This is a genomic window from Sinorhizobium sp. FG01 (assembly GCF_002531875.1).
GTDB lineage: Bacteria > Pseudomonadota > Alphaproteobacteria > Rhizobiales > Rhizobiaceae > Sinorhizobium > Sinorhizobium fredii_C.
The window spans coordinates 1-698 of sequence record NZ_NWTB01000069.1; the positions used below are offsets into that span (position 1 = coordinate 1).

1 protein-coding gene is annotated in these 698 nt (G+C 65.8%); it reads right to left on the reverse strand.

Going from position 1 to position 698, the window contains the following annotated elements; genetic code table 11:
* A partial coding sequence (locus CO656_RS29540; RefSeq protein WP_144353253.1) for a zinc-binding dehydrogenase occupies positions 1-698 on the reverse strand: 698 nt, incomplete at both ends.

The following is a 698-nucleotide window of genomic DNA, read 5'->3' on the forward strand; positions in this document are numbered from 1 at the left end:
ACGATCTTCGGCACGTCGGTGCGGCCGCGGGCGCCGCCGAAGGCGGTGCCCATCCATTGGCGGCCGGTGACCAGCTGGAACGGCCGGGTGGAAATCTCCTGGCCGGCGCCGGCGACGCCGATCACCACCGACTTGCCCCAGCCGCGATGCGAGGCTTCGAGCGCCTGGCGCATCACCTTCACATTGCCGGTGCAGTCGAAGGTGTAGTCGGCGCCGCCGATCTGGTCGGCGCCGCGCTTCGTCATGTTGACCAGATGGGCGACGATGTCGCCGTCGATCTCCGTCGGGTTGACGAAGTGGGTCATGCCGAACTTCTCGCCCCAGGCCTTCTTGTCGTTGTTCAGATCGACGCCGATGATCATGTCGGCGCCGGCAAGCCGCAGCCCCTGGATGACGTTCAAACCGATGCCGCCGAGACCGAAGACGATCGCGGTCGAGCCCATCTCCACTCGTGCCGTGTTGACCACCGCGCCGATGCCGGTGGTGACGCCGCAGCCGATATAGCAGATCTTGTCGAACGGAGCGTCCGGATTGACCTTGGCGAGCGCGATCTCCGGCAGCACGGTGAAGTTGGCGAAGGTCGAGCAGCCCATATAGTGGTGGATCTTGTCCTTGCCGATCGAGAACCGCGAGGTGCCGTCCGGCATGACGCCTTGCCCCTGGGTGGCGCGGATGGCGGTGCAGAGATTGGTCTTGCG